This window comes from Nonomuraea glycinis, assembly GCF_035920485.1.
Classification (GTDB): domain Bacteria; phylum Actinomycetota; class Actinomycetes; order Streptosporangiales; family Streptosporangiaceae; genus Nonomuraea; species Nonomuraea glycinis.
Window position 1 is genome coordinate 6,442,836 of record NZ_CP109166.1, and the last position, 25,251, is coordinate 6,468,086.

Annotated in this window: 24 protein-coding genes and 1 riboswitch; of the genes, 22 read left to right on the forward strand and 2 right to left on the reverse strand. The window is 72.2% G+C overall.

All coding sequences use genetic code 11. From position 1 onward, the window contains the following. The first annotated feature begins 216 nt into the window (after window positions 1-216). From OHA68_RS30315 to OHA68_RS30380, 14 genes are all read left to right on the forward strand, one after another. A complete protein-coding gene (locus OHA68_RS30315) occupies window positions 217-2,700 on the forward strand; it encodes a primosomal protein N' (RefSeq protein ID WP_327109574.1) in 2,484 nt (827 codons plus the stop codon). Between the two features lie 49 nt (window positions 2,701-2,749). After that, window positions 2,750-4,252, forward strand: a complete 1,503-nt coding sequence (locus tag OHA68_RS30320; protein WP_327103310.1) for a hypothetical protein — start codon at window positions 2,750-2,752, stop codon at window positions 4,250-4,252. 37 nt (window positions 4,253-4,289) lie between these two features. Next, window positions 4,290-5,621 (forward strand): hypothetical protein, encoded by a 1,332-nt coding sequence (locus OHA68_RS30325; RefSeq protein WP_327103311.1) that lies wholly within the window; start codon window positions 4,290-4,292, stop codon window positions 5,619-5,621. Between the two features lie 25 nt (window positions 5,622-5,646). Then, window positions 5,647-6,195, forward strand: coding sequence for a peptide deformylase (gene def / locus OHA68_RS30330; protein ID WP_189139927.1), 549 nt, complete (start codon window positions 5,647-5,649; stop codon window positions 6,193-6,195). Between the two features lies 1 nt (window position 6,196). Beyond that, the gene (gene fmt, locus OHA68_RS30335) at window positions 6,197-7,126 is read left to right on the forward strand and encodes a methionyl-tRNA formyltransferase (protein ID WP_327103312.1); all 930 of its coding nucleotides are present in this window, start codon (window positions 6,197-6,199) and stop codon (window positions 7,124-7,126) included. A 154-nt stretch (window positions 7,127-7,280) separates the two neighbouring features. Further along, a complete protein-coding gene (locus tag OHA68_RS30340) occupies window positions 7,281-8,810 on the forward strand; it encodes an RsmB/NOP family class I SAM-dependent RNA methyltransferase (RefSeq protein ID WP_327103313.1) in 1,530 nt (509 codons plus the stop codon). Between the two features lie 88 nt (window positions 8,811-8,898). Beyond that, window positions 8,899-9,558 carry a ribulose-phosphate 3-epimerase gene (gene rpe, locus OHA68_RS30345; RefSeq protein ID WP_189139932.1) on the forward strand — a complete coding sequence of 220 codons (660 nt, stop codon included), beginning with the start codon at window positions 8,899-8,901 and terminating at the stop codon, window positions 9,556-9,558. Between the two features lie 94 nt (window positions 9,559-9,652). Then, the gene (locus OHA68_RS30350) at window positions 9,653-10,462 is read left to right on the forward strand and encodes an oxygenase MpaB family protein (RefSeq protein ID WP_327103314.1); all 810 of its coding nucleotides are present in this window, start codon (window positions 9,653-9,655) and stop codon (window positions 10,460-10,462) included. A gap of 89 nt (window positions 10,463-10,551) precedes the next feature. Continuing rightward, window positions 10,552-10,682: riboswitch (FMN riboswitch) on the forward strand. A gap of 98 nt (window positions 10,683-10,780) precedes the next feature. After that, entirely contained in the window at window positions 10,781-11,893 is a 1,113-nt protein-coding gene (gene ribD / locus OHA68_RS30355) for a bifunctional diaminohydroxyphosphoribosylaminopyrimidine deaminase/5-amino-6-(5-phosphoribosylamino)uracil reductase RibD (protein WP_327103315.1), read from the forward strand. After that, complete coding sequence (locus tag OHA68_RS30360) at window positions 11,893-12,483, forward strand: riboflavin synthase (RefSeq protein WP_327109575.1); 591 nt, start codon at window positions 11,893-11,895, stop codon at window positions 12,481-12,483. Before ribD ends, OHA68_RS30360 begins: the two co-directional genes overlap by 1 nt. Then, the gene (gene pnuC, locus OHA68_RS30365) at window positions 12,480-13,145 is read left to right on the forward strand and encodes a nicotinamide riboside transporter PnuC (protein ID WP_189139934.1); all 666 of its coding nucleotides are present in this window, start codon (window positions 12,480-12,482) and stop codon (window positions 13,143-13,145) included. The genes OHA68_RS30360 and pnuC overlap by 4 nt, the downstream gene beginning before the upstream one ends. Next, complete coding sequence (locus tag OHA68_RS30370) at window positions 13,142-14,359, forward strand: bifunctional 3,4-dihydroxy-2-butanone-4-phosphate synthase/GTP cyclohydrolase II (RefSeq protein WP_327103316.1); 1,218 nt, start codon at window positions 13,142-13,144, stop codon at window positions 14,357-14,359. Before pnuC ends, OHA68_RS30370 begins: the two co-directional genes overlap by 4 nt. Continuing rightward, a complete protein-coding gene (ribH, locus tag OHA68_RS30375; RefSeq protein WP_189139935.1) occupies window positions 14,356-14,823 on the forward strand; it encodes a 6,7-dimethyl-8-ribityllumazine synthase in 468 nt (155 codons plus the stop codon). Before OHA68_RS30370 ends, ribH begins: the two co-directional genes overlap by 4 nt. A 20-nt stretch (window positions 14,824-14,843) precedes the next feature. Then, the gene (locus OHA68_RS30380; protein WP_327103317.1) at window positions 14,844-15,296 is read left to right on the forward strand and encodes a PH domain-containing protein; all 453 of its coding nucleotides are present in this window, start codon (window positions 14,844-14,846) and stop codon (window positions 15,294-15,296) included. Between the two features lie 7 nt (window positions 15,297-15,303). On the opposite strand, the gene OHA68_RS30385 is transcribed toward OHA68_RS30380, so the two are convergent. Then, window positions 15,304-16,170 carry a hypothetical protein gene (locus OHA68_RS30385; RefSeq protein WP_327103318.1) on the reverse strand — a complete coding sequence of 289 codons (867 nt, stop codon included), beginning with the start codon at window positions 16,168-16,170 and terminating at the stop codon, window positions 15,304-15,306. A gap of 106 nt (window positions 16,171-16,276) precedes the next feature. On the opposite strand from OHA68_RS30385, the gene OHA68_RS30390 reads away from it, so the two are divergent. Genes OHA68_RS30390 through OHA68_RS30405 form a run of 4 tightly spaced genes read left to right on the forward strand, consistent with a single transcriptional unit; the run spans window position 16,277 to window position 19,847 of the window. Next, complete coding sequence (locus OHA68_RS30390) at window positions 16,277-17,143, forward strand: AAA family ATPase (RefSeq protein ID WP_327103319.1); 867 nt, start codon at window positions 16,277-16,279, stop codon at window positions 17,141-17,143. Beyond that, window positions 17,136-18,206 carry a vWA domain-containing protein gene (locus tag OHA68_RS30395; protein WP_327103320.1) on the forward strand — a complete coding sequence of 357 codons (1,071 nt, stop codon included), beginning with the start codon at window positions 17,136-17,138 and terminating at the stop codon, window positions 18,204-18,206. Before OHA68_RS30390 ends, OHA68_RS30395 begins: the two co-directional genes overlap by 8 nt. Then, window positions 18,199-19,290, forward strand: a complete 1,092-nt coding sequence (locus OHA68_RS30400; RefSeq protein WP_327103321.1) for an XdhC/CoxI family protein — start codon at window positions 18,199-18,201, stop codon at window positions 19,288-19,290. Before OHA68_RS30395 ends, OHA68_RS30400 begins: the two co-directional genes overlap by 8 nt. After that, entirely contained in the window at window positions 19,287-19,847 is a 561-nt protein-coding gene (locus tag OHA68_RS30405; RefSeq protein WP_327103322.1) for a nucleotidyltransferase family protein, read from the forward strand. Before OHA68_RS30400 ends, OHA68_RS30405 begins: the two co-directional genes overlap by 4 nt. On the opposite strand, the gene OHA68_RS30410 is transcribed toward OHA68_RS30405, so the two are convergent. Further along, the gene (locus OHA68_RS30410; protein ID WP_327103323.1) at window positions 19,833-20,720 is read right to left on the reverse strand and encodes an endonuclease/exonuclease/phosphatase family protein; all 888 of its coding nucleotides are present in this window, start codon (window positions 20,718-20,720) and stop codon (window positions 19,833-19,835) included. The genes OHA68_RS30405 and OHA68_RS30410 overlap by 15 nt on opposite strands. Before the next feature lie 93 nt (window positions 20,721-20,813). Here OHA68_RS30410 and OHA68_RS30415 point away from each other — a divergent pair, with 93 nt between their 5' ends. From OHA68_RS30415 to efp, 4 genes are all read left to right on the forward strand, one after another. Continuing rightward, window positions 20,814-21,854, forward strand: coding sequence for an LLM class F420-dependent oxidoreductase (locus tag OHA68_RS30415; protein ID WP_327103324.1), 1,041 nt, complete (start codon window positions 20,814-20,816; stop codon window positions 21,852-21,854). A gap of 287 nt (window positions 21,855-22,141) precedes the next feature. After that, window positions 22,142-23,557 (forward strand): serine/threonine-protein kinase, encoded by a 1,416-nt coding sequence (locus OHA68_RS30420; RefSeq protein WP_327103325.1) that lies wholly within the window; start codon window positions 22,142-22,144, stop codon window positions 23,555-23,557. A gap of 70 nt (window positions 23,558-23,627) precedes the next feature. Further along, window positions 23,628-24,665: a M24 family metallopeptidase gene (locus OHA68_RS30425; RefSeq protein WP_327103326.1), complete on the forward strand. Its 1,038-nt coding sequence runs from the start codon at window positions 23,628-23,630 to the stop codon at window positions 24,663-24,665. Window positions 24,666-24,689: 24 nt separating this feature from the next. After that, window positions 24,690-25,250 (forward strand): elongation factor P, encoded by a 561-nt coding sequence (gene efp, locus OHA68_RS30430; protein WP_189139947.1) that lies wholly within the window; start codon window positions 24,690-24,692, stop codon window positions 25,248-25,250. Window position 25,251: the final 1 nt, after the last annotated feature.

Here is a 25,251-nt window from a genome sequence, read left to right on the forward strand (position 1 = left end):
TGAGTATGCGGCCCGGCCAGGGCCGTCCGCACCGTCCCGTCCGGGTCTGTGGCTTTACCGGCTGGCCTGATGAGGTCGTGTCGGCGTGCGCCGGTGGGGGCGGGTGGCGGAGTTCGGGCAGGCAGGGCGGGCGTTTCCGGGTTCCGGGTCTGGTAGACGTAATGCGTGACCCACTCCGACGACGCACTTCTGCCGCTTGACGCGGTGCGGCCCCCGATGTCGTCGAAGAACACCAAGGGGGCCGTGGTTCCGGCCGCCGACCTGCCGGTGGCCAGGGTGGCGGTGGACAACCCGCTGCCGCACCTCGACCGCCCCTTCGACTACCTCGTGCCCGCTGCCATGCAGGACAGCGCCGGGCCGGGGGTCCGGGTCCGGGTGCGGTTCGCGGGCAAGCTGGTCGACGGGTTCGTGCTGGAGCGGGTGGCGCACAGCGACCACACCGGCAAGCTGACCCCGCTCGAACGGGTCGTGTCGCCCGAGCAGGTGCTCACCCCCGAGGTGGCCGAGCTGGCCAGGGCCGTGGCGGACCGCTACGCGGGCACCCTCGCCGACGTGCTGCGCCTGGCCGTCCCGCCACGTCACGCCAGAACCGAGTCGGCCCCCCGCCCGACGACCGACTCACCGCCGGTTCGGGTTCCTACGCCGGCGGCGAAGCCGCAGGGCGCCCATGACGCGGGGCGGCCCGCCGTACAGGGCCTTGATGAGACCTCAGGCCCGCCACCCGTGCCGGCGGACGCGGCGCGGGAGCCTGAGGGCCTCAGGCGCGAAGCCGCGCTCGGGGAGGCGGCGGAGGTCGCTGCGGAGCCGTTGACAGCCCAAGGTGTGGTGCGGGGCGGGCGGGGGAGCTCGTCCGAGGAGGCCGGTGCGCGGCCGTTGAGCGGGGACGACGCGGCTTGGGCGGACTATCCGATCGGGGCTTCGTTTCTTGACGCGTTGCGCAACGGCAGGACGCCCAGGGCGGTGTGGTCGGCGCTGCCTGGCGGCACGGGGTGGGCGGTGGCGCTGGCGGCGGCGGTGCGGGCGACGCTCGACGGCGGCAGGGGGGCGCTGGTCGTCGTGCCCGACGGGAAGGACGTGGCGCTGCTCGACGCGGAGCTGACCCGGGTGCTGGGCAGCGGGAGGCACGTCGCGCTCACCGCGAACCTCGGCCCGGCCGAGCGCTACCGACGGTGGCTGAGCGTCCTGAGAGGCCAGGTGCGGGCCGTCGCCGGTACGCGGGCCGCGATGTTCGCACCCGTGGCCGAGCTCGGCCTGGTGGCGATCTGGGACGACGGAGACGACCTGCACGCCGAGCGGCTGGCCCCCTACCCGCACGCCCGCGAAGTGCTCGGCATCAGAGCCCATCGGGCCGGCGCGGCCATGCTGATCGGCGGGTACGCGCGCACCGCGGAGGCCACCCAGCTCATCGCCTCCCGCTGGGCCAGGCCCATCGTGGCGGCCCGTCAGACGATCAGGAGCCGTGCGCCGCGCGTACGGCCGGCGGGTGAGGACGCCGAGCTGGCCAAGGACCAGGCGGCGCGTGCGGCCAGACTGCCCAGCGTGGCGTGGCGGGCGCTGCGTCAGGGGCTGGGCGACGGCCCGGTGCTGGTCCAGGTGCCCCGCCGGGGTTACCTGCCCGCGCTGGCCTGCCAGCACTGCCGTACCCCCGCCCGCTGCGCGCAGCCCCCCACCCGCACGAGCCCGGTCACGGCGGACCCCCCTCGGGAGGGCGAGCTGTCCTACGGCGCCGACGACACGGGCGGCGCGTCCAGCGGCGCCGCCGGGGTGGCCAACGGGATCCCGTCCCACGACACCCCGCCTGACGGCACCGGGTCCAACGGCGGGGGAGGGGGCTACCGCGCAGGTGGGCCTTCCCACGGCGCGGCCCACGGTGGGAGTGGTGCGCCGTACGAGGACGTGCGTCAGGTGGCGGCCGAGCACCGGCCGGAGCTGCTGTGTCATGGTCCGCTCGCGCTCCGCGGCGGGCACGCCGCCCCCTACTGCCGGTGGTGCGGCCGGGTGGACGCCGCCTGGAAGTGCAGGCACTGCGGCAGCCCCCGGTTGCGGGCCGTGGTCGTGGGGGCGCGCCGTACCGCCGAGGAGCTCGGCAGGGCCTTCCCCTCCGTGCCGGTACGGACCTCCGGGCGGGACGGGGTGCTGGCCACCGTGCCCGCGGGCAGGGCGCTCGTCGTCGCCACGCCCGGGGCCGAGCCGGTGGCCGAGGGCGGTTACGCGGCGGCGGTGCTGCTCGACGGCTGGGCGCTGCTCGGGCGGGCCGACCTCAGGTCCGGTGAGGAGGCGGTGCGCCGCTGGATGAACGCCGCCGCCCTGGTCAGGCCGGGCGGCGAGTTGGTGGTGCTCGCCGATGCCGGGCTGCCCGCCGTACAGGCTCTGCTGCGGTGGGATCCCGTCACGCACGCCGAGCGTGAGCTGGCCGATCGGGCGGAGCTGGGGTTCCCGCCCGCGGTGCGGATGGCCACGCTGACCGGGACGGCGGCGGCGGTGCGGCAGATGCTGGGGGAGACGCGGCTGCCGGCGGAGGCGCAGGTTCTCGGGCCGGTGCCGGTCGACGACGCGGGGCAGGAGCGTGCCATGATCCGGACGCCGCGCGGAGGTGGGGCGGCATTGGCAGCCGCGCTCAAAGGGGCGAGCGGGGTCCGTGCGGCCAGAAAGTCGCCAGAAGTGGTCAAGGTGTGTGTCGACCCACTCGACCTGATTTAGACCATATCCCCGATTCGCTCAAGTGTAAGGGAGCCGTTAGCGTGCCCCTGTGTCGATCGAATGGGTCAACCTGGTCATCGATGACCTGCGCGCCTGGGGGCGCGCGCGGGACGTCTCGGTGGACGCCGACGAGGTCCGCCTGCTCTGTGACTACGCCAGCGACTACCTGAACGTCAACGAACTCGGCGACTTCACCCCCGCCACCTTCGACGAGTTGCTGCTCTCGCTCTACCCCCGCAAGGTCATCGCGCCCCCGGAGAGCGCTACCGAGACGGTGGCGGCGGCGCACACGCTGGTCGACTATCTGCAGGACTCCGGCACGGTCGCCCTGGGCACGGCCTCGCGGATGCGCGACAGGCTCGCCGACATCGCGACCAGGATGCCCGAGGCGCTGGCCGACACCGCCAACTTCGGCATGGCCAAGAGCCTGTTCAGCTCGATCGGGCCGGAGTCGCTGGAGCAGTCGATCGCGATCCCCTCCGGCGAGGTGCCCGATCTGGAGGACGCGCCCTGCGACTGCCCCGGCTGCACGCCGCGCCCCGCCGTGCGGCTGGCCGCGCCGCAGGAGCTGGTCGCGGGGCTGGGGGACGTGCCGCTCCTGGCCGAGCTGGACCGCGGCGGCCTGCCGTTCCTCAGCGAGCTGCGGCTGCTCGGCGGCGGTGAGCCACTGCGCCGATGGGCGGCGATCGTCGCGCATCTGGTGGACCGTGACACCGGTGGCCAGGTCACCGGCTCGGCCGAGGTGGACGACGAGCTCTACGACCTGTTCGACATGCTCTACCGTCTCCAGGTGCCGGTGCCGATCGGGGTGATCGGCGACTACCTGGCCCAGCTCGTGGACGACGGCGGCATCGACGTGGAGGACGTGCTCGACCGGCTGGCCTGGTGCGGCCTGGTCCGGGTCAGCGGCGACACGGCCGGCCTGACCCCGGTGGCCGTCTGGGCGCTGCGCGAGCACTACCTCGCGCTCGGCCTCGACGCGCCGCAGGCCGCCGACCTGGCCGAGACCGACGCGCGCGGGCTCATCGAAGGGCTGCTCGACGGTGTCCCGACCGAGCTGGCCGAGGACGACATCAGCCGCTGGCTCGCCGTCAGGACCGCCGGGGAGGCCGCGGCGGAGCTGCTGGCCGCGGCCTCGGGCGCGCCCGCCGTCGCGCGCGGCATCGCCGTCACCATCGTCGACCGGCTGGGCGCCGAGGCCGAGCCCGAGGTGCGGGCCTGCCTGGACGACGAGGAGCTGCGCCCGCACGCCATTCACTGGCTCGCCGCCAGAGGCCTGTCCGCCCCGCCGCTCAGCGAGAAGGAGCTGATGTGGGTCAGCGTCGACATGCTCGCGCTGGCGATGCCGGCGGCCGAGGACGACCCCGACGTGTTCGCCGAGAACATGTCCGCCTCCGGCCCGCCCGCCCATCTGATCGAGGAGATGTGGCGGGTGGACCACCCCGACCTCGTCGAGGTCCTGGAGCTGCTCGGACGCTCGCTGCCCGACGGCACGGCGGCCAAGGCGGCCCGCAAGGCGGCCTTCAAAGCACGCTCCCGAGGCATCCGATGAGTACGCCTCTGTGACGGCTGTGCAGTAAGTTTCGTAGGTGGCAAACAATGTCTTCGACCTCGCCGAGCTGCGCAAGCTGATCGATGAGCAGGCCGTCGTGCCTCCCCGGCCTGAGGAGACCCCGGTCGAGCAGGAGGCGCTCACCTTCCCGCCCGTCGCCCTCGCCGAGGACGCCGAGCTGGCCCGGACGATCCCCGCGGTGCCGCTGGTCGCCGACGCCGTCCGGCTCGCCGCCTGGACCGGCACCCGCCAGGTGACCGCCGAGGGAATGCTCCCGGAGGCCGCCGCGCGAGCCGCGGTGAGCGAGCTCGGCCTGGACGCCTCGCGACTGCGCCTGCTGTGGATCGTGGCCGTCAACACCGGCATGCTCCAGATCCTCCGCGGCCAGGCCACCAAAGGACCGCTGCCCGCCCGGCTCACGGTCGAGGCCACCCTGGAGTTCTGGGACGGCGTGGTCATGGACGTGCTCGACCGCGCCGACGAAGGGCTGACCGGCTCGGTCGTGGTCGACGGGCACCTGGCCGAGATGCTCGCGACGATCTATTCCGTACGGTCCGGCGTCGCGATCGCCAACCTGGCCCGGGGCATCCTGCAGTCCCACGAGGTGGCCTGCGCCCCCGGGCAGGTGGAGATGCGCAGACTCGCCGCGGCCCTGCCCGCCGACCTGCTGGAGGCGCTGGCGCTGCTGGCCTACTGCGGCCTGGTCGAGCAGACCGCCGCCGGCCGCACCGCGCTCACCCCGCTCGGCGTCTGGGCCATCAGGCGGGACCTGCTGCGCGAGGGCCACGACGCGCCCACCACCGCCGAGGTCGAGGTGTTCGCCGACCTGTCCGCGACCGAGCTCGTCGAGGCCCTGGTGAAAGGCTCCGCCACGCAGAGCGCGGTCGCCGGATGGCTGGAGCGCCGTCCGCCGGAAGAGGCCGCCAGAGACCTGATCGCCATCGCCGCCGACGGCACGGCGGGCCGGCGCGGCGCCGTGGGCGCGATCCTGGAGGAGCTCGGCCCCGAGGCCGAGGTGCCCGTGCGCGAGGCGCTGGACCGGCCGCTCATGCGCCGCTACGCCGCCTCCTGGCTGCACATCCGCGACCTCGAGGCCCCCACGCTCAGCCCGCGGGACCACACCTGGATCGCCGTCGACTCGCTCGCGGCGCTGATGCACCTGTCGGGGCACGCCGCGGGCCGGCTCGACACTCCCGAGCCCGGCGAGGAGCTCATCAAGCTCATCGCCGAGATGCCGGCGGTCGGCCACCCCGACACGATCGCCGTGCTCGACATGATCGCCGGCGCCCACGACGACCAGGCCGTCGTGAAGGCCGCCCGCAAAGCGGCGATGAAGGTTCGCTCCCTTGCGCACACTAAACTGGATTGATCCACCTACGAACGGAGTGACCCCCTTGGCGATCCAGGCGATCCGACTGTTCGGAGACCCGGTGCTGCGCACCCCGGCGGCTCCGGTGGTCGACTTCGACAAGGAGCTCCGCAAGCTGGTCAAAGACCTCACCGACACGATGATGGACGCCCCCGGCGCCGGCCTGGCGGCCCCGCAGATCGGGGTCGGCCTGCGCGTGTTCACCTACTACGTCGACGACCAGCTCGGCCATCTCATCAACCCCGATCTCGACCTGTCCGAGGAGCTCGACGAAGAGGGCGAGGAGGGCTGCCTGTCGTTCCCCGGGCTGTCGTTCCCGACCCCGCGCGCCATCCGCGCCGTCGCCAAGGGCCTCAACGTGCACGGCGAGCCGGTCACGCTGGAGGGCACCGACCTGATGGCGCGCTGCTTCCAGCACGAGACCGACCATCTCGACGGCATCCTGTTCATCGACCGGATGGACATCAAGCAGCGCAAGCTCGCGATGAAGGCCATCCGGGAGGCCGAGTGGAGCGGCATGGACGCTCCCCAGGTCAGGTTCTCCCCGCACAGCACCGGCGGAAAGGCACTGTGAGATGCGCCTGGTCTTCGCGGGCACGCCCGAGACGGCACTGCCGTCGCTCCGCACCCTGATCGACTCGCCGCGCCACGAGGTCGTCGCGGTCGTCACCCGGCCCGACGCCCAGTCCGGCCGGGGGCGCAAGGTGCACCCCTCACCGGTGGCGGAGCTGGCCGAGGAGACGGGCATCGAGGTGCTCCGCCCGGCCAAGGCCGGTGATCCGGCGTTCCTGGAGCGGCTGCGCGCTCTGGAGCCCGACTGCTGCCCCGTCGTCGCCTACGGCGCGCTGCTGCCCCAGTCGGCGCTCGACGTGCCCCGCCACGGGTGGATCAACCTGCACTTCTCGATCCTGCCCGCCTGGCGCGGCGCCGCCCCCGTGCAGCACGCCGTCCTGCACGGGGACGAGATCACCGGCGCCAGCACGTTCCAGATCGTCAAGGAGCTCGACGCGGGGCCCGTCTACGGCGTGGTCACCGAGGAGGTCCGGTCCGGCGACACCAGCGGCTCGCTCCTCGACCGGCTGTCGATCTCCGGCGCCGGGCTCCTCGCCGCCACGCTCGACGGCGTCGAGGACGGCACCCTGCAGGCCCGGCCGCAGCCGGCCGACGGGGTGAGCCTCGCACCCAAGATCAACGTCACGGACGCCCGCGTCGACTGGAGCAGTCCCGCCATGCGCGTCGACCGGCTCATCCGCGCGTGCACGCCCAATCCGGGCGCCTGGAGTGAGTTCCGGGGGCAGCGGGTGAAGCTCGGGCCGGTGCGGATCGCGGCCTCGCCGCAGCGGCTCGCCCCCGGCGAGATCGCCGCGGGCAAGCACGGCGTGCTGGTCGGCACCGCCACCGAGCCGGTGGAGCTGGGCGAGGTCCAGCCGCAGGGCAAGCGGTTGATGAACGCCGTCGAGTGGGCCCGGGGCATGCGCGCCGGGAGCGAAGAGAAGTTCACGTGAGCGGCGCCGCGGATCGAGCCGAAGCTCACGGAAGCGGGCGCGGGGCAGAGATGTGTACGGCGCCGTAGAGCAAGCCGAAGCTCATGGAAGTCGGCGTGGGGCAGCGAAGTGTACGGCGCTGTAGAGCAAGTCGAAGCGTGGAAAGTCGGAGGTAATGAAGGCACGGGGGGATCGGACGTCGTCCGGAGGCGGGGGCGCGAGTCGTCCGGGAAGGCCGCGCAGGCCCGCGCGCGACCAGCCGCGGAACGCGGCCTTCGACGTCATGCGCGCCGTCGACGAGCGTGACGCCTACGCCAACCTGCTCATGCCTCGCCTCCTGCGTGAGCGCGGCATCAAGGGGCGGGACGCGGCGCTCGCGACGGAGCTGGCCTACGGGACGCTGCGCGGGCTCGGCACCTATGACGCGATCATCGAGATGTGCAGCGACCGCGCGCCCGATCCCGCCGTGCGCGACGCGCTGCGGCTGGGCGCCCACCAGCTGCTCCGGATGCGCGTCCCGCCGCACGCGGCGGTCGGCACCACCGTGGATCTGGTACGGCTGCGCATCGGGGCGGGAGCGGCCAAGTTCGTCAACGCCGTCCTGCGCAAGATCGCTTCCAGGACGATCGACGAGTGGCTGCCGATCGTGGCGCCCGACGCCGCCCACGACCCCGCGGGGCATCTGGCCGTGACGCACAGCCATCCCCGGTGGATCGTCAGCGCCTTCCGTGACGCGCTCGGCGGCGCCGCCGGTGAGACGGCAGACCTGCTGGCGGCGGACAACGACCGGCCCCTGGTGACGCTGGTGGCGCGGCCGGGGCGCAGCTCGGTCGAGGAGCTCGCGGAGAGCGGCGCGGAGCCGGGCCGCTACTCGCCGTACGCCGCCTATCTGCAGGAGGGGGACCCGGGGCAGATCCGGGCCATCGCCGAGACGCGCGCCGCCGTGCAGGACGAGGCCAGCCAGCTCGTGGCGCTCGCGCTGACCAGGGTGCCGCTCGACGGGCAGGACGAGCTCTGGCTGGACCTGTGCGCGGGGCCGGGCGGCAAGGCAGGGCTGCTGGACGCCATCGCCGCCTACGGCGACCTCGAAGGGCTCGCCGGGTCCGGGACGCCGGACGGCGTCGAGGCGCGGGCCGGGCAGCGGCGCGAGGCGGGGCCTGAGGCGTTCCCGGGTGGCGCCCGGCTGCTGGCCGGCGATGTCCAGTATCACCGGGCGCGGCTGGTCTGGCAGACCACCAGAGAGGCCGCCGTGATCACCGCCGACGGCACGGAGCCCGCGTGGCGGCCGGGGGTGTTCGACCGGGTGATGCTCGACGCGCCCTGCACCGGGCTGGGGGCGCTGCGCCGGCGGCCCGAGGCGCGTTGGCGGCGGGATCCGTCGAGCATCGCGGAGCTGGGCAGGCTGCAGCGCCGGCTGCTCGCCGGGGCGCTCGACGCCGTGCGTCCCGGTGGGGTGGTCGCGTACGTCACCTGTTCGCCGCATCTGGCCGAGACGCGGGTCGTGGTGGGTGATGTGGCCGGGCGCAGGGACGATGTGGAGCAGCTCGACGCGCGTCGCTACCTGCCCGAGGTGGACGGGCTGGGGGAGGGGCCGTACGTTCAGTTCTGGCCGCACCGGCACGGCACCGACGCGATGTTCCTGGCCCTGCTGCGCAAGCGTGACGGCGCCGCACAGGCGCCGTCCCAGGGGGCCGTCAGGCGGTGATCGCCCGGACGCGTGCTGAGGGGTTCCGCCCGGGGTGAGCCAGGTCCGGTGCGGAGAGGGTGGGGTCGTTCACTAGACTCGGGGCATCATGGCCGTACAGATCTCGCCCAGCATCCTGTCCGCCGACTTCGCCCGGCTCGCCGACGAGGTCGCCGCGGTGCCCAACGCCGACTGGCTGCACGTGGATGTCATGGACAACCACTTCGTGCCCAACCTGACCCTGGGGCTGCCCATCGTCGAGGCGCTGCTCAAGGCGGCCGCGCTGCCGATCGACTGCCACCTCATGATCACCGACCCCGACCGCTGGGCCCCCGCCTACGCCGAGGTGGGCGCGGGCAGCGTGACCATCCACGCCGAGGCGTCCTCCGCGCCGGTGCGCACGCTGCGCGAGATCCGCTCGCTCGGCGCCAGGGCCGGGCTCGCGCTCAACCCGGCGACCGCCGTGGAGCCGTACGACGATCTGATCGGTGAGATCGACATGCTGCTGCTGATGACGGTGGAGCCGGGGTTCGGCGGGCAGAAGTTCCTGGACATGGTGCTGCCCAAGATCCGCCGGGCCCGCGGGCTCATCGAACGGCACGGCGGCGAGGTGTGGCTGCAGGTGGACGGCGGCGTGTCCGCCGACACCATCGAGCGCTGCGCGGAGGCGGGCGCCGACGTGTTCGTGGCGGGCAGCGCGGTCTACGGCGCGGACGACCGCGAGGCGGCCGTCGCTTCGCTGCGCTCACTGGCCGAGGGCGCGGCCTGAGCCGACACCACGGGGCCGTCGGCTCCGCACGGCTCACGCCTGACTCCGGCGAACCGTGACATAGAGCCCCGCATTCCTGGGTAACCATCTACTTATGGAGGACCTTGGGCTGTTCGGCCCCGACTCCGTCACGTGGCGGGTGATGGGGGAGCCGATCCTGCTGGTCGGTGGGTTCCGGGCGCTGCTCATGCAGGGCCTGCACCCGCGCACGATGCGCGGCGTCCTGCAGAACTCCGCGCTCATGGACCCCGCCGAGGCCTGGTCCCGATTCCTGCGGACCACCGAGTTCGTCCGGGTGCGTACGTACGGAACGCTGTCCGAGGTGGAGAAGGCGGGACGCCGGGTCCGCAGGATCCACGCCAGGCTGACCGGGCTCGACCCCGACACCGGCGAGCGCTACCGGCTGGACGATCCCGACGGCCTGCGCTGGGTGCACGTGGGCGAGGTGGACTCGTACCTGTCGGTGGCCCGCAGGGCGGGCGTCCGGCTCAGTGACGACGACGCGGACACGTTCGTCGGCGAGTGGCGGCGGGCCGCCGAGGTGGTGGGCCTGGACCCGGCCGACGTGCCCGGCACGGTCGCCGAGATGCGCGACTACATCGAGGGAGAGCGTCCCGGGCTCGGGTTCGTGCCGGAGGCGGCTCATCCGCTGCTGCTGTCGCTCAAGGCGCCGCTGCCGCTCATGCTCACCCCGCTCAAGCCGGCGCTCCCCGCCGTCACCCTGCTGGCCTTCGCCACGCTGCCGCGCTGGGCCAGAAGGATGTACGGCCTGCCCGCCACTCCGGTCGGGGACCTGTGGGCGACGGCCACGCTGCGCGCCCTGCACACCGGCCTCCACTTCGTTCCCGCGGGCGTGCGCTACGCCCCGGACGCCCGCCGGGCCCGGCGGCTCATGGCGGCCTGAGCGGCTGGTCTTATCGGGCGCTTGGTTGATAAAGTGAGGGCGGTCGCATGCGTTTGCATGCGCATGGCACACTGTGAGAACGAAAGAGCTAGCGTGCTCCGGGGTCGGTGAAAGTCCGAACCGGCGGTGACAGTCCGCGACCCGGCCGATGCCATCGGCCGGTTGACTCGGTGAAATTCCGGGACCGACGGTTAAAGTCCGGATGGGAGGAAGCGCGCGGGTGTCCGGCATCAAGCCGGGCGCCACTGTGATGCGTTCGCGCACCACATCCCCCCGGGGCCCGCCGTGGCTGAGAGCTACAGGCGTAGGAGGCCCGGGGTGCAGGACACCGCGCACATGGCGCGCGCCATCGAACTGGCCGCGCGCGGACACGGCGGCACCAGCCCCAATCCGGTCGTCGGCTGCGTGCTGCTCGACGCCGGTGGCGAGGTCGTGGGCGAGGGCTTCCACGCCTACGCGGGCGGCCCGCACGCCGAGATCGTCGCCCTGCGCGAAGCCGGCGAGCGTGCCCGCGGCGGGACCGCGTACGTGACCCTGGAGCCCTGCGACCACACCGGCAGGACCGGCCCGTGCAGCCGGGCGCTGCTCGACGCGGGCGTCACCCGGGTGGTGATCGCGGTGCCCGACCCCACGCCCAAGGCGGCCGGGGGAGCCGCGCGGCTGCGCGCGGGCGGCGTGACCGTGACGTCCGGACCGCTCGCCGAGCAGGCCGAGCGGGTCAACGCCGAATGGCTCACCTACGCCCGCCTCGGCCGGCCGCACGTCACCTGGAAGCTCGCCGCCACCATCGACGGCAGGTCCGCCGCCGCCGACGGCACCAGCCGGTGGATCACTTCCGCCGAGGCCAGGGCCGACGTCCACCGCCTGCGCGCCCGCTGCGACGCCATCGTGGCCGGGATCGGCACCGTGCTGGCCGACGACCCTCGCCTGACCGCCCGCCCCGCGCCGGCCGACGATCCCCGCCTGACCGCCCGCCCCGCCCGGCCGCTCCGGGTGGTGGTCGACACCGATGCCAGGATCCCGCCGTACGCCAAGGTCCTGGACGGCGCGGCCCCCACGCTGGTCGCCATCGCCGAGGACGCCACCGCCACCGGTTTGGACGCCGACCATGTGCGGCTGCCCCGCCACGACGGCGGCGGCCTGGACCTGCACGCCCTGCTCAAGGAGCTGGCCGCGCGCGAGGTCGTCAGCGTGTTCCTGGAGGGAGGCCCCACGCTCGCGGGCGCCTTCGTCCGGGACGGGCTCGTCGACCGCGTCATCGCCTACGTCGCGCCCGCCCTGCTCGGCGCCGGGCCCGCCGCGCTGGGCGAGGCCGGGGTACGCGGCATCGGCCAGGCGCACCGACTGATCTTCGACGAGGTTTCCCTCATCGGGCCGGATGTGCGGCTCACCGCACGGCCCGTGCCCCCACCACACAGCAGGGAGAAATGATGTTCACCGGAATCATCGAGGAGAAGGGCGAGGTCGTGGCCGTCGAGCCGGCCGGCGACTCGGCCAGGCTGTCCGTGCGCGGCCCGATCGTCACCTCGGACGCGCGGCACGGCGACTCGATCGCCGTCAACGGCGTCTGCCTCACGGTCGTGGAGGTGCACGGCGACGTGTTCACCGTCGACGTGATCAAGGAGTCGCTCGACCGCAGCTCACTCGGCGCCCTGACCGAGGGCTCCGCCGTCAACCTGGAACGTGCCGTACGGGCGGACCAGCGCCTCGGCGGCCACATCGTGCAGGGCCACGTGGACGGCACCGCCGTGCTGCTGTCCAGGGAACCCGGCGACAACTGGGACAACCTGCGCTTCTCCCTGCCGGTGGAGCTGAGCCGTTACGTGGCCGGTAAGGGTTCGATCGCCATCGACGGAATCAGCCTCACCGTGACGACTGTTGACGATGGCAGCTTCGGCGTGAGCCTCATCCCCACCACGCTGAAACTGACCACCATGGGCGAGCGCCAGGTGGACGACCTGGTGAACATCGAGGTCGACGTGATCGCGAAGTATGTGGAAAGGCTGGTGGTCGGGCAGTGAACTGGGCCAACGCCGGATTCGAGGTGTTCGGCACACACGTGCTCTGGACGGACCTGGTCGGCAACATCGCCGCCCTGGCCACGGTCCTGTTCGCCATGCGCAAGTCGATGTGGACCTGGCCGGTGCAGTTCACGGCCTCGGTGCTGCTGTTCATCGCCTCGGTCAACGCCGGCATCACCGGCAACGCGCTCAAGCAGGTGCTCTTCGCGGGCCTGGCCATCTACGGCTTCTGGGCTTGGCGCCGCGGCACGCAGGGTGGCAAGGAGCTCGCCGTCAGGCCCGCCACCGGGCGGGAGCGGCTGCTGCTGGTCTCGGTCATGCTCGTCGGAACGGTCCTGGTCGGGCTGTTCTTCTACGCCACCGGCCTGTCGTGGGGGGCGCACGAGCCGCTGCCCAAGGGCGCGTTCCTGGTGGCCGCCGACGCCTACATCTTCGTCGGCAGCGCCGTCGCCACCTGGGCGCAGGGCAAGGCACTGGTCGACTTTTGGATCGTCTGGGTAGCCGTCGACCTCGTCGGGGTGCCGCTCGCGTTCAGCTCCGGGCTGGTCGTCTCCGGCGCCGTCTACGGGTTGTTCTTCGTGCTCGTCCTGGTCGGGTTCGTCAAATGGCTGCGCGAATACCAGGGCGCGGCCGGTCAGGGGCACGTGGCGGTGGCATCGTGAGCGACATCATCCTCGACCCGATCGAGCGGGCCATCGACGACATCCGCGCGGGCAAGGCCGTCGTGGTCGTCGACGACGAGAACCGGGAGAACGAGGGCGACATCATCTTCGCCGCCTCCAAGGCCACGCCCGAGCTGCTGGCGTTCACGATCAGGCACACCAGCGGCGTGATCTGCGTGCCGATGGAGGGCCCGGAGCTGGACCGGCTCGGCCTGCCCTTGATGGTCTTCCACAACAAGGAGCGGCTGCGGACCGCGTACACGATCAGTGTGGACGCCCGCGACGGCGTCACCACCGGCATCTCCGCGGCGGACCGCGCGCGGACCATCCGCGCGCTCACCGACTCCGCCACCGAGCCGAACGAGCTCGTCCGGCCCGGCCACATCTTCCCGCTGCGCTACCACGTCGGCGGCGTGCTGGCCCGGCGCGGCCACACCGAGGCGGCGGTGGACCTGGCCAGGCTCGCCGGCCTGACCCCCGCCGGCGTGCTCGCCGAGGTCGTCAACGACGACGGCACCATGGCCAGGCTCCCGGAGCTGCGCGCCTTCGCCAACGAGCACGACCTGGCGCTCGTCTCCATCGAGCAGCTCGTCGACCACCGGCGCAGGACCGAGAGCATGGTCACCAGGGTCGCCGAGACCATCCTGCCCAACGTGCACGGCATGTGGCGGGCGTACGGATACGCCAGCGCGCTCGACGGCGGCGAGCACCTCGCGCTCGTCTACGGCGACCTCGACAACGGCGAGAACGTGCTGGTCCGCGCCCACTCCGAGTGCCTGACCGGCGACGTGTTCGGCTCGCTGCGCTGCGACTGCGGCGTGCAACTCGAGCACGCCATGTCGGTCATCGCCGAGGAGGGCCGCGGCGTGATCGTCTACCTGCGCGGGCACGAGGGCCGGGGCATCGGCCTGCTCGCCAAGCTGCGGGCGTACGGCCTGCAGGACGGCGGCATCGACACCGTCGACGCCAACGTCGAGCTGGGGCTGCCGATCGACGCCCGGGAGTTCTCCAACGCCGGGCAGATCCTCGCCGACCTCGGCGTCAAGTCGGTGCGGCTGCTCACCAACAACCCGGCCAAGCTCAAGGGCATGGACGGCTACGGCATCAAGGTCCTCGGCCGCGAGCCCATGCCGGTCGCCATGAACCCCTACAACGAGCGCTACCTGGAGGCCAAGCGCGACCGCCTCGGCCACGACATCTCGGAGGCATCATGAGCGGCGAGGGACGACCGGGCGCGGTCGCGCCGGACGCGAAGGGGCTGACGGTCGGCGTGGTGGCGGCCAGCTGGCACGCCGACATCACCGACCAGCTCGTGGCACGGGCGGTCCAGGCGTGCGACGACGCGGGCGCCACCGCCACCGTCGTCCGGGTGCCCGGCTCACTGGAGATCCCGGTGGTCGCGCAGGCGCTGGCCCGCCGCTGCGACGCGGTGGTGGCGCTCGGCGCGGTCATCCGCGGCGACACGGCCCACTTCGACTACGTCTGCGACTCGGTCACGGCCGGTCTGACCCGGATCTCGCTCGACGAGCGGACCCCCGTCGGCAACGGCGTGCTCACCTGCGAGACGCTCGACCAGGCGATCGAGCGCTCCGGGGTGCCGGGAAGCAAGGAGGACAAGGGGTACGAGTCGGCGATCGCCGCACTGGAGACCGCCATCCTCCTGCGGACCCTCCACTGACCTGCGGTAAATTTCGGTCCGTGCCTGAGCCCGTTCAGCCTCCGCCCCTGCCCGTCGTCTGGCGCCCCCACCGGGGGCGGATCGTCGCCTACGGATTCGCCGTGCTGATCGTGCTCGGGTCGGTGGTGATGGCCATCCTCATCGCCGCCCCCTTCAAGCTCGCCGACCGGCTGGCGATCGTGGGCTTCGGCTGCGCGGTGGCGTACGTCCTCCACCTGCTCGGCCGGGTCCGGGTGGAGGCCGACGACGAGGGCATCACGGTCGTCAACGCCGTACGCACCTACCGCTACACCTGGCCTGAGGTGATCGACGTCACCCTGCTCGTCGGAGATCCGTGGCCCAAGATCGACTTCTCCGACGGGCGCACGATCGGCGCCATGGGCATCCAGGGATCGGAGAAAGCCCTGGCCGGCCGCGCCACGGCCGAGCTGTCGGCACTGATCCGTGACCGAGGCGAGGCCCGCGACCAGTGACCGAAGGTTAGTCGGCGAAGATCTCCTCGACGCTGGAGGCGGTGGCGGCCTTCTTCGTCCAGCCCAGCAGCTTGCCGGTGTCGGCGCAGGATTCGATGATCTCGCGCTGGTCCGCGAGAATGGACAGCTGCCGCGCCTCGAGGACGGTGAGGAGACCCTTGGCTTCACCACGGGCTTCGCCTCTGGCCTCGGCTGCGCGCTCGATCGGCTCGGTGAAGCGGTCGGGGAGGCGTGGGGCAGTGTCGATCATGAGTTCCTCCAGTTGTGAGCGGACTGTCTCAGGGAGTTGTCCCCGCAGGTAATCGTAGTAAATGAGGCCCCGCTCGTCGTCGAAAGTGGCCAGAGTGGTGGCCACCGCGACGACCGTTTCGACGTCGTGGGGTCGGGTGATCGCGCTGAGGGTGGCGATCTCCGGCGAGGCCAGGACATCCTGTGCTTCCCGCAGGATGGGAAGCTCGTTGGGGCCGACGACCACGGGGCAGATGATCAGCGAGCTTTCAGCCGACGTGATGGGCCTGCGGTATTTGTCGGCGGTCTTCTGATCGAGGCAGACCACCACCAGCATGACGCCGCACTTGTGCCGGCCCATGAGGGCTCCGGCGTACGCCGCCCAGGTCCAGACCTTCTCCTCCTTGTAGGTGCGCTGCACCTCGACGATCACGAAACGTTTACGGCCATCGGGGCCCTTCACCGAGATGACCGAGTCGGCCCGGTATTCGGTGGGGAGGCGTTCGTTCAGGTCGACCGATTCCAGACAGGCGTCGTGGTAGTCGTCGGCATGTCCGCGCAGACCCCAGGCGAGCAGTTCCAGTGCGAAGCCGGGGCGGCGGGAGATCATCTCGAGGGGCATCTCGTGCAGCAGGCTTGGGGGCATGACCCCTCCTTTGGGTTTGAGTGATCGTCACATTACTATGAGTGACGGGCCGGTGGGGCCTGGTGGTGCGTTGCCTGGAAGCGTGCGGCGGCGGACAATCAGGGCAATGGACATCGAGTCGCCGGACAAGCTCATCGAGTTGCTCGACCGGCATGCCTATCTGGCCGACGAGGGACTGGCCACGGCCGCGTTCCTGGCGCTGCGGATGCGGCGGCCGCTGTTTCTCGAAGGGGAGGCGGGGGTCGGTAAGACCGAGCTGGCCAAGACGCTGGCCGCGATGCTCGGGGCGCCGCTGATCCGGTTGCAGTGCTATGAGGGGCTCGACGCCGCCCAGGCGCTCTACGACTGGGACTTCGCCCGGCAGCTGCTGCACCTGAAGGCGGCCGAGGCGGCGGGGGTCGCCGACCTCGCCCGGCTCGAAGGCGAGATCTACGGGCGCCGGTTCCTGATCGCGCGGCCGCTGCTGAAGGCTCTGGAGACGCAGCCGAGCGTGCTGCTCGTGGACGAGATCGACCGGGCCGACGACGAGTTCGAGGCGTTCCTGCTGGAGGTGCTGTCCGACTTCAGCATCTCCATCCCCGAGCTGGGGACGATCAAGGCCGCCACGCCGCCGGTGGTCGTGGTGACGTCCAACCGGACGCGGGAGGTGCACGACGCGCTCAAGCGGCGCTGCCTCTACCACTGGCTGGAGCACCCGGGCTTCGACCGGGAGGTGGCGATCCTGCTGCGCCGCCTGCCCGAGTGCACCGAGACGCTGGCCGCGCAGGTCGCCCGGGCGGCCGAGCGGCTGCGCCAGGCCGATCTGGTGAAGCCGCCCGGCGTGGCCGAGACGCTCGACTGGACCGAGGCGCTGCTCACGCTCGGCGCCAAGGAGCTGGACCCGGATCTGGCGGCGGCCAGCCTGGGCGCCGCGCTGAAGTACCGCGAGGACGTCGAGCGCGTCCTGGCCGGTGGGCTGCTCCATCGTGGATGAGCTGGCCGCCACCGTCACCGGCTTCGTCAGGACGCTCCGGGCCGCCGGGGTGGCCGCCGACCATGCCAGGACCCAGAACTTCCTGCTGGCGCTCGACCACCTCGACGTGACCGTGCCGGACGAGGTGTACTGGGCCGGCCGGCTGACCCTCTGCGCGGGCCCCGACGACCTGCCCCGCTACGACCGGTGCTTCGCCGCCTACTTCAGCGGCGCGAAGGCGGCGCTGCGCCGTACCGCGACGACGTCCGTGACCCGGCACACCGTCGCCGCCGCGGACGGCGAGCGGCGCGAGGAGGGGGAGGTGGCGCCCGCCACCGCCAGCCGGACCGAGGTCCTGCGCCATCGGGACGTGGCCCGGCTGACCGAGGCCGAGCGGGCCGAGGTGCACCGGATGCTGTCGATGCTCAGCGGCGGCCGCGCCACCAGGCGGTCACGACGCCACCGGCGCGCGCACCGGGGGCCGCTGGACCCGTCGCGCACCGTCCGCGAGGCGCTCAGGAAGGGCGAGGTGGCCAGGCTGCTGCACCGGCGGCACACCACCAGGCCGCGCCGGGTGGTGCTGTTCGTGGACGTCAGCGGCTCGATGGCGGCGTACGCCGAGACGCTGCTGCGCTTCGCGCACGCCCTGGTCAGGAGCGAGCCGCGGGCCACCGAGGTCTACTCGATCGGCACCAGGCTCACCTCGATCACCGGCGAGTTGCGCCACCGCGACCCCGGCACCGCGCTCACCGAGGTCTCGCGGGCGATCCCGGACTGGAGCGGCGGCACCAGACTGGGGGAGGAGCTCAGGGAGTTCCTCGTCCGGCACAGCGCGCGCGGGGCGATCGTGGTGATCGCCTCCGACGGCTGGGAACGCGGGGACCCGGAGCTGCTCGGCACCCAACTGGCCAGACTGGCCAGGCAGGCGCACCGGGTGATCTGGGCCAACCCGCACAAGGGTTACGAGGACTACCAGCCGCTCACCGGCGGCATGCGGGCCGCACTGCCGCATCTCGACGATCTGGTCGCCGGGCACAGCCTGGCCGCCTATGAGGAACTCAGCGAAAGGCTCGCACATGCGTGACGTACTGCCAGAGATCATGCGCTGGTGGAGGGCGGGGGTGCCGTTCGGGCTCGCGACGGTGGTGAGCACGTTCAGCAGCGCGCCCCGTCAGCCGGGCGCGGCCATGGCGGTGCACGGCGACGAGGTGGTCGGCAGCGTGTCCGGCGGGTGCGTGGAGGGCGCGGTGTTCGAGCTCGCCACCGGGATCGGCACACCCGTCCTGCAGAGGTACGGGGTCAGCGACGACGACGCGTTCGCCGTCGGGCTCACCTGCGGCGGCATCATCGACATCTTCGTGGCGCCGATCTCCCAGGAGACCTTCCCCGAGCTGGGCGAGATCGCGGCGTCGGTGGACTCGCGGGAGCCGGTCGCCGTCGCCACCGTGCTGTCCGGGCCCGGCCGGGTGGGCGCCCGCCGGGTCATCTGGCCCGACCGGGCCTCCGGCACGCTCGGCCCGCAGCGGCTGGACGACGCCGTGGACGACGACGTGCGCGGCATGCTGGCCCAGGGCCTGACCGGCATCCGGCGCTACGGCCCGGAGGGCGAGCGGCGGCTGGACGACCTGGCGGTGTTCGTGCAGTCCCTCGCGCCGCCGCCCCGGATGCTGGTGTTCGGCGCGATCGACTTCGCCGCCGCCGTGGCCAGGGTGGGCAAGTTCCTCGGCTACTACGTCACCGTCTGCGACGCCCGGCCCGTCTTCGCCACCCGCAAGCGCTTCCCCGAGGCCGACGAGGTGGTGGTGAAGTGGCCGCACGACTATCTGGCCACGCAGGAGGTGGACGAGCGTACGGTGATCTGCGTGCTCACCCATGACCCGAAGTTCGACGTGCCGCTGCTGGAGGTCGCGCTGCGTACCGACGCCGGCTATGTGGGCGCGATGGGCTCGCGCCGCACCCACGAGGACCGGCTGGCGCGGCTGCGCGAGGCGGGGCTGACGGAGGAGGAGCTGGCCCGGCTGCACTCGCCCATCGGCCTCGACCTCGGCGCCCGCACCCCGGAGGAGACGGCCGTGGCGATCGCCGCCGAGCTGATCCAGATCCGCTGGGGCGGCTCGGGACGGCCGCTGACCGACACCGAGGGCCGCATCCACCACGAGGCGCCATGAGACGCTCACGGGTCGCCGGACTGCTGCTCGCGGCCGGGCAGGGCGCCCGGCTCGGCAGGCCCAAGGCGCTGCTGGAGCACCAGGGGGAGCGGCTGGTCGATCGCGGCGTGCGGCTGCTGGAGGAGGGCGGCTGCCATCCCGTGGTGGTCGTGCTGGGCGCCGCCACGCCGCAGGTGCGCCGCGCGGTGACCGTACAGAATCCTGACTGGGCGTCCGGGATGGGGTCGTCCCTGCGGGTCGGCCTGGCGGCGGTGCCCGCCGAGGCGGAGGCGGTGGTGATCGCGCTGGTGGACCAGCCGTTCGTGCGGCCGGAGGGGGTCCGCGCGCTGATCGACTCCGGCGTCGAGGTGGCGGTCGCGACCTACGACGGCAGGCGCAGGAACCCGGTGCTCATCGATCGCCGCCACTTCGCCGAGGTGGCGGCTCTGGCGCGCGGCGACGTGGGGGCGCGGCCGTTCCTCGCCTCCCGCCCTGAGCTGGTCACCGAGGTGGCGTGCCCCGGCGACCCGACCGACATCGACACGCTGGAGGACCTCCGCCTGCTAGAAGCGGAGTGAGGCGACGGCGGCCCGGTGGTCGCTGCCCGTCGCCGGAGCCACTCCCGCCTCGGTCGCCGTCATCCCGCGGAACAGGATGTGGTCGGGCCTGGTGATGGGGAACTCGGCCGGCCAGGTGAAGCCGAACCCGTCGCCGGCCGCCGCCTGCGCGTCGGTCAGCGGCGGCGTCAGCCCGCGCATGCCGCGGTCGGTGGTGGCGGTGTTGAGGTCGCCGAGCAGCAGGACACGCTCGCTGGTGTCCGCGTCGATGAGCTTGCGCGCCTGGGCCAGCGAGGTGTCCCGGGAGTCGGTGTGCCCGGGGCGCGCCGAGGCCAGGTGCATCACGTAGACGGTCACCTCGCCCTTCGGCGTGGTCACCACCGCCCGCAGCGCCCGCACCCAGCCCATGCCGACGTCCAGCGGCTTGCGCTTGGAGATCGGATAGCGGCTCCACAGCCCGACCGTGCTGACGGCGTAGCGGTGCTTGAACGTCCGGTTGAGCTGCTTGGCCGCCGGGCCGCCGGGGGTGAGCTCCTGGGCGGCCAGCAGGTCCAGGTCGTCGGCGATGGCCCGCACCGCCTCACCGGAGGCATTGTTGCGCACGCCCACGTTCACGGTGCCGACCGCCAGGTCGCTGGGCCCGCCGGGCGGCGACCGGACCAGCGTGGAGCCGAACATCACCGCCCACACCACCCCGGGCACCAGCGCGGCGGCCGTGGCCACCGCGGAGCGGGCCAGGGCGGCGGCGACCAGCAGGAGCGGAACGATCCAGCCGAGCCACGGCAGCACGCTCTCCACGATCGTCGTGAAGCCCCCCAGGACCGGGATGAGCCGGTGCCCGGCCAGCACCACGGCCACCACGGCGGACACCACGACGACGATCCCTCTCAGCACGTGACCAAGCTAGTGGCTCACGGGCCGAACAGCCGACACGCTAACCTTTCTGGCATCGCAACGGAACAACATTCGGTTCAGCGGGAGTCCAGTATGCGCATCGGTATGGCACTCAACTACGCGGGTGGATTCAAGGAGACGGTCGCCGAACTGGCCGACTACGAGAAGGCCGGCCTGGACATCGTGTTCGTGGCCGAGGCGTACAGCTTCGACGCCGTCAGCCAGATGGGCTACATCGCGGCCAGGACCGAGCGCCTGCAGATCGCCTCCGGCATCCTGCCGATCTACTCGCGCACGCCGACCCTGCTGGCGATGACCGCCGCCGGCCTGGACTACGTCTCCGACGGGCGGTTCACGCTGGGTCTGGGCGCATCGGGCCCGCAGGTGATCGAGGGCTTCCACGGCGTTCCGTACACCGCGCCGCTGGGCCGTACCAGAGAGGTCATCGAGATCTGCCGCCAGGTGTGGCGGCGCGAGCGCGTGCAGTATGAGGGCAAGCACTACACGCTGCCGCTGCCCCAGGGGCAGGGCACCGGCCTCGGCAAGCCGCTCAAACTGATCAACCACCCGGTACGGTCCCGCATCCCGATCGTGGTCGCGGCCATCGGCCCCAAGAACGTCGAGCAGACCGCGGAGCTGGCCGAAGGCTGGGAGCCGATCTTCTACATGCCGGAGAAGGCCGCCGACGTGTGGGGGGCGTCGCTGGCCGCGGGTAAGGCCAGGCGGGACCCGGAGCTGGGCGAGCTGGACGTGATCGCGCAGGCCGGCCTGGCGATCGGTGACGACGTGCGCGGGCTGCTGGAGTTCGGCAGGCCGATGGCGGCGCTCTACATCGGCGGCATGGGCGCCAAGGGCAAGAACTTCTACAACGACCTGGCCAGGCGCTACGGCTACGAGAAGGAGGCCGAGCGGATCCAGGAGCTCTACCTCGACGGGAAGAAGGAGGAGGCGGCGGCGCTCGTGCCGACCGAGCTGCTGGAGTCGATGGCGCTGATCGGCAGCGAGGGGTTCGTGCGCGACCGGGTGGCGGCGCTGAAGGAGTCGGGCGTCACCACGCTCAACGTGAGCCCGTTCGGCACGACGCACGAGGAGCGGGTGCGGCTGATCGAGACCATCAGGGAGATCGCCGGCTGACCGCGGGAATGTTCGGCCGCGTGCCTTGGTTATCTCCCCTGTGACCGGTGCGACCAGTGTCCCAGGGCCTCACCTATCGCCTTCGCGGAATACCGTCCGGCTGGAGCCGCGTTGTGCCTTTCGCCGTTAGGCGACCTGCGCACCGGCACGCACACGTCGAAACGCCCGCTCTCCTCCGGGAGGGCGGGCGTTTCGGCGTTCCGGTGCACCGGTCTCGGGGGCGGTGCGAGGGCCGGTGGCTCTATGGTGGGTCGAAACCTGATGATTGTTTACGTATTGGCGGAGATATGTCCGACGAGACCCCGTCACTGGTGGCCGGCCGGTATCGGCTCGATGAGCTCATCGGCAGCTCGCCGATGGGAGAAGTCTGGCGGGGGTACGACACCCGCGCCGACTGGACCGTGGCCGTGCGCGTGCTGGGCGCCAAGGCGGTAGGGGCGGGCACCCGGCAGGTCCTGCGGCAGCACGCCCAGGCCGTCGCCCGGGTGATCCATCCGAACGTGGCCATGGTGCTCGACGTCGGTGAGGACGAGGGCTCCCCGTTCCTGGTGATGGAGTTCCTCACCGGGCCCAGCCTGGCCGAGGAGCTGGCCGCGCGCGGGCCGATGAAGATCGTCGAGGTGTGCGATCTGGTCGGGCAGGCCGCGGCGGGACTGGACGCGGCGCACCGGGCCGGGGTGGTGCACGGGCAGCTGAAGCCCGGCAGCCTCCGGCTGGCCGGCAGCGGCGTGCTGAAGGTCGCCGGATTCGGGCTGGCCGAGCAGGAGCCCGCACCGGACGATCGCCGCTACCGGGCCCCCGAGCAGCTCGACGGGCGTGGCGGACAGGCGCCGGCCGATCTCTACGCGCTCGGCGTGATCATGTACGAGCTGCTCACCGGGCAGCCGCCCGCCGGGCAGGGCCCGCGCTCGGTCCGTCCCGACGTGCCCGAGGAGCTGGACCGTCTGGTCGTCGCCCTGCTGGCCGAGGACCCCGCCCAGCGGCCCGGCAGCGGGGAGTCGCTGCGGCGGACGCTGGCCGCCATCGCCAGGCCGCGGGCCAAGGTGGTGGGCGGTCCCGCCCCCGCGTTCCAGGAGCCCGCGCCACGCGCCGGGGACACCGCGGTCTTCGCCGCGGCCGAGCTCCAGCCGCCGCCCGCCCGGGACACCTCCAACAGGCGGCTGTTCATCCAGTTCGGGGCGGCGCTGGCCGCGATCGTGGCCGTCACCGTCGCGATGGTGGTGTGGGGCGGGTCGGGGCAGCCGGAGGAACCCGTCGCCGGCTCCACCCCGATCGCGTCGAGCACGCCCAGCGAGACCCCCGCCGAACCGACCCCGACCCCGACCCCCACGCCGACGCCGGAACCGTCGTTCTCGCCCCTGCCGACCGCCGAGCCCACCGGCCTCCGGGAGACGGGCGAGGTCAATCGCAAGGGCGTCGTGGGCGTCGGCCAGCCGCCGCCGGGCGGGTGGGGCGGCTGGATGCGCAATCTCGACGAGACCATCAGGCATCAGATGACCTTGAACGGGGTCGATCCGCGCGTGGCGCGCAAGGCGCAGGACAAGATCAGGAAGGCCGAGCAGAAGTTCGCCGAGGGCAAGGAAAAGGCCGGACGCGACCAGCTCAGGGGCATCACGCGCGACCTGATCAGGGCGCAGGACAGGGGACAGGTGGCCCAGGAGGGCCCGCTGGCCGAGTGGCTGCGCGAGTGGCCGCTCAACTAGAAGATCACACTTCGGACGTGGCGTGGGTCGCACATAGTGACAGGGTTGGCGATACACGTACATTGGCGAAATGACGGTCAATTACCAGGAACGGCGGGCGCGCCTCGCGGCCATGCTGCCCGCGTACGAGGTCGACGCGATGCTGGTCACCTCGGGCGTCAACGTGCGCTATCTCACCGGGCTGGCCAGCTCCAACGCCGCCGTCCTGGTCGGGGCGGACGGGTCGGCGCTGCTCGTGACCGACAACCGCTACATCGACAAGACGCGCGGGCTGGACGTCGAGGCCGTGGAGGCGTCCGACGTGGCGAGCCGGCTGGCCGTGCCCGGCGTCGGCATCGAGGCGGCGAGCATGAGCGTGGCCACCTACAACCGGCTGGGCGGGGGGCTGGTGCCGCTGGAGCCCCTGGTGGAGCGGCTCAGGATGGTGAAGGACGACGACGAGCTGGAGCTGGTCCGCACGGCCTGCGCGATCACTGACCAGGCATTCGCCGATATTTCGCGAAATATCCGGCCTGGTGTCACGGAGCGGGACCTCGCCCGCCTCCTCGACGCCCGGATGATCGAGCTCGGCGCCGACAAGCCCGGCTTCGAGACCATCGTCGCCGCCGGCGAGAACGGCGCCATCCCGCACCACGCCCCCACCGACCGGGAGCTGCGCTCCGGCGATCTGGTCACCATGGACTTCGGCGCCCTCTACCAGGGCTATCACGCCGACATGACGCGCACCGTCTGCCTGGGCCGGCCCGCGGACTGGCAGCGGGAGATCTACGACCTGGTCGCCGAGGCGCAGCGGGCGGGCTGCCAGGCGGTCCTGCCGGGCGTACCGGCCCAGCAGGTGGACCTGGCCTCGCGCTCCATCATCATGGCGGCCGGTCACGGTGACCGTTTCCGGCACGGGCTCGGCCACGGAGTGGGCCTGGAGATCCACGAGGACCCGTTCCTGGGCCCGTCCCGTACAGGTAGACTTGAGGACCGAGTTCCGATCACCGTCGAGCCGGGGGTCTATCTTCCGGGCCGGGGCGGCGTTCGCATCGAGGACACTCTCGTGACACGTGGGAGCGGGGCGGAACTTTTCACCAAGACGACCAAGGAGCTGCTCGTTCTTTGAGCGGCCACACGCGGGAGAGAACGAGTGGCGACGACCAACGACCTCAAGAACGGCATGGTGCTGAAGCTCGACGGTGGTGAGCTCTGGGCCGTCGTGGAGTTCCAGCACGTCAAGCCGGGCAAGGGCGGCGCGTTCGTGCGCACCAAGCTCAAGAACGTGCTCTCCGGCAAGGTCGTCGACAAGACCTTCAACGCCGGAGTGAAAGTCGATGTGGCCAACGTCGACAAGCGCGAGATGCAGTATTCGTACAAGGACGGCGACGACTTCGTGTTCATGGACACCGAGACCTACGACATGGTCAACGTGCCCGCCCTCACGGTCGGTGACGCCGCCAACTACATGCTCGAGAACACCCTCGCCACGATCGCCTTCAACGAGGGCTCCGCACTGTACGTGGACCTGCCCGCCGCGGTCGAGCTGACCATCGAGAACACCGAGCCCGGCCTGCAGGGCGACCGCTCCACCGGCGGCACCAAGCCCGCCACCCTGGAGACCGGCGCCGAGATCAAGGTGCCGCTCTTCATCACCCCCGGCGAGCGGGTCAAGGTCGACACCCGCAGCGGCGAATACCTCGGCCGGGCCTGAG